Source organism: Pseudomonas sp. P4_C3 (assembly GCF_056402075.1).
Window position 1 is genome coordinate 1 of sequence record NZ_JBFUIC010000382.1, and the last position, 3,485, is coordinate 3,485.

The 3,485-nt window shown below is 59.7% G+C and carries 2 protein-coding genes and 1 pseudogene; 1 reads left to right on the forward strand and 2 read right to left on the reverse strand.

Annotation, left to right across the window (positions count from 1 at the left end; genetic code table 11):
* Window positions 1-280 (forward strand): annotated as a pseudogene (locus AC1DVH_RS27960) (ABC transporter ATP-binding protein); the annotation flags it as partial.
* A gap of 192 nt (window positions 281-472) precedes the next feature.
* Here the strand turns inward: AC1DVH_RS27960 and AC1DVH_RS27965 are convergent.
* Window positions 473-2,851: a DUF3772 domain-containing protein gene (locus AC1DVH_RS27965; RefSeq protein ID WP_477756516.1), complete on the reverse strand. Its 2,379-nt coding sequence runs from the start codon at window positions 2,849-2,851 to the stop codon at window positions 473-475.
* A 108-nt stretch (window positions 2,852-2,959) separates the two neighbouring features.
* On the reverse strand, window positions 2,960-3,485 hold a 526-nt coding region (locus AC1DVH_RS27970), incomplete at its 5' end, for an ATP-binding protein (RefSeq protein WP_477756517.1).

Genomic DNA, 3,485 nt, shown 5'->3' on the forward strand with positions numbered 1-3,485 from the left:
GGATGAACCCACCGCTGGAGTTGATCCTGAATTCAGACATTATATTTGGAAGTGTTTGCGTGGAGCTGCTAATGAAGGAGCGGCGATTCTAGTGTCATCCCATAACATTGAGGAGGTAGCAAGCAATTGCGATAACTTCTACATGATCAGCGAACAACAGTTTAAACCGTTCAGTTCAGGCAAGGAGTTCATGAGTCGCTACGACGCAAGCACACTGGACGAAGCTTTTATCCGTGCGGCTGCCGCACCCGGGTTCACGGCACCTTCTGTTCAAAAGTAATGACAAGGTCACACGTATTTAGCCAGTACAGGTGCCGATCGCGCAAACGCGTAATCGTCTTATCAATTGATCAATTTGGCACAACCGCCAATACAACTGGTACGCAGGGAAAAACCTGCGCACCGCTGGAAATCGTCGAGCGCACCGTGCAGTCGTCGCACAAGGCGTTCAAGTCTGCCGTGTGAACGAGCATCACACGGCAGGCGGTTTCGCCAGTTCAATCCCCGCGGCACCCAGCCGCTTGAGAATCTCGAACAGCAGCTCGCTTTTGATCGCGCCAACGGTGCGTGGGCTGCCGACATAACCGGTGATGGTCAAGGTGATGCCTTCAGGTTTCAGCTGACTGAAACGCAAAAATGGCACCGGTTTATCGAGAATGGATTCATGCTCGGTGTAGGTGTCCATCAGCAGGTTTTGCACCAGCTCCGGATCGATATCCAACGGGAACATCAGTTCGAGTATCACCACGCCCTGGGCGCTGCCGCCGAGGGTGACGTTGCGCAGGTTCTGCGAAATCAGGTGGGAGTTGGGCACGATCATGATCGAGCGGTCGGCCAGTTGTATTTCCGTGGCCCGCACGTTGATTCGGCGAATGTCGCCTTCGACGCCACTGATACTGATCAGGTCGCCGACTTTCACCGGGCGCTCGGTCAGCAGGATCAGGCCGGAGATGAAATTCTTCACGATCTCCTGAAGGCCGAAGCCGATACCCACGGACAGGGCACTGACGATCCAGGCCAGGTTGGTCCACTTGATCCCCAGCGACGCCAGCGTGAGCAGGACGACGGACACGTAGCCGATGTTGGCGAACAGGGTGCTCAGCGAGGCGCACATGCCCGGGTCCATCTCGGTTTTCGGCAGGAACTCGTTATCCAGCCAGCGCCGTAATGAGCGAATCAGGTAGATGCCGATCACCAGGGCGAGGATGGCATTGACCAGGTTGTCCGGGACGATGTTCAGTTTGCGCAGCCCTTCGCCGCCGAGTATGGCCACGGTGCCGGTGACCAGTTGCCCGAGCGTCGTCCCCACGCCGCCGACAAACAAGGCAATGATGCCGATCAGCAGGAGGATGGCGCGGCCTGCCCCGGACAACACGGTGCAGATCTGCTCCAGGCGCGGATTGYCGATGCCCAGCAGCTGTTTGATGGTCTTGCCGGCGGGTTGCCGGGGCGAAAAAACGTAGTCGCAGGTGTCCTGGTAAACCTGTGTGAGCAGGTAGAAACCGGCGAAGATGATGAATATCCAGACCAATTCATAGGTGATGAAGCGGGCCATCGTCACGTAGCCGATCACCAGGGCGAACAGGGACACCACCACGGCAATGCCGGTAAACGCATAAATCAGGCCGGCGAAGGTGGTGACGCCTTCGGGAGCCTCGCSGGCCACTATCAGGTCCCTGCGAGTCTTGCTGACGCGCAACAGCAGCGCACCGATCACCAGTGCCGCGAGCAACGCCACGATGCCCCGACCGAACAACACCACTTCGGCGCTCATGCCGGTGACATTGCTCATCTGCACCAGGGTCACCAGCACCAGCAGCATGCTAGCCAGCAACCTCGGATAGGGCTCCATCGCCAGCGCCACCGGATCGGCAATATCGGGCAGGCGCCATGAGGGATGTTTGGTCGACAACAGTGCGCGACTCAATCCGGTGATCAGCACGCAGGTATAGGCCAGCTTTTCCAGATATTGCGCCAGGTCGGCCAGCAGCGGGGTGTAGGGCAGTTGGCGGGTCCCGGCAAAATGCAGCAGTTGCAGGGCGATGCCGGCGGTCAGCACCGTCGCCATTACCGATGCCAGCGCAAGGGAGCTGCGCCGCAACCGGCCTTCAGGCATTCGATGGATGCACAACCATGCCAGAACCCGGCCGGCGAGCTTTCGCCCCACGGTCCAGATGGCCAGGGCCAGGATCAGCAGGGCGGCCGTGATCCCGCGTTGTCCGGGTTGCCAGGCAGCCCGGTGCGTGACCTCGAGTTGCTCGATGAGAGCGCTGAAACGTTGGCGGTCCTCGATCGGAAAATCGAACAATGGCGACCAGAAACCCGGGTTCAGGATACTGCTGGTCTGCTGGGTCACTTCCGCTTCCAGCAGGCTGCGCCGAATACTGCCAATCTGGGTGATCAGCTCGGCGGCACTTATTTTCAGCGCGGCCAGGGTTTTGAGTTGGCTATCGATCTTGTTTTTTTGCTCGCTGAGGGTGTCTCGTTGGGTGGTAATCGCCGACGTCACCAGTGCGTTCTCGTCGAGCAGCACTGGCCCCAGCACGTTGAGTTGCGCCTGCAACTGCGCCTGCCCGGGCAGCAGCGATGTGGACAGGCGTTCAATATCCTGAATGAGTACTTGCACCAGGTCCTGTGAGCTTTCCAGCTGGGTGTAATTGCTGGCCTGGGAAACCTGCTGCTTGAGGCTGTTCAGCTGGTTTTGCACCCCCAGTAATTCGCTGTCGGAGATGCTGATGATCGGGGCTGCGGGGGCGGGGGCAAGGGTGTCGGACGCCGCCAACAGCCATCCCGGGCTGGCCGTCAGAAGCGCGAAGGCGACGTAAATCATTGACCTCAGTACATTGCACATCGGCGTGCTCGACGGGTTGTTAGTCACTTAGCCAATGAGGTTAGGTCATGACACGCGCCCTCGAGCATTGTTTTGTCGCAAGTGCCCCGGGTGGTTTTCGCTCAGGCGTTACTCATGCTGTTGCCGCGCCGGGAAAAACAGTTCGAAGCAGGTGATGCCGTCGGCACTGCTGACGTGGCAGGCACCGTTGTGCAGTTGCATGATCGTCGCCACGATCGACAGGCCCAGGCCATTGGATTGGGCCGAGCGTTCGCGGGACTCATCGACCCGGTAGAAGCGTTCGAACAGCCGTGACAGATGCCGGGCCGGGATGGTCGGGCCGTGGTTGCGCACTTGTACCTGGATGCCGTCGGCGGTCGGGCTGGCGTGGATGCACAGCTCGGAATGCGGCGCGCCGTACTTGATGGCGTTGGCGCACAGGTTGGCCAATGCACGACGCAGCAACATGGGCTCGGCCCAGATCAGGCCGCTGCCCCGGGCATTGATGCAGATGCCAACGTCGGTTGCCGGGCCTTCGAAATAGTCGGCCATGCGTTGCATTTCGTCGGCGGCATCCAGCTCCTGACGCTGGCGCAAGGCACTGCGCGGATCGGTGCGGGCCAGAAACAGCATGTTGTCGAGCATGCGCGCCAGG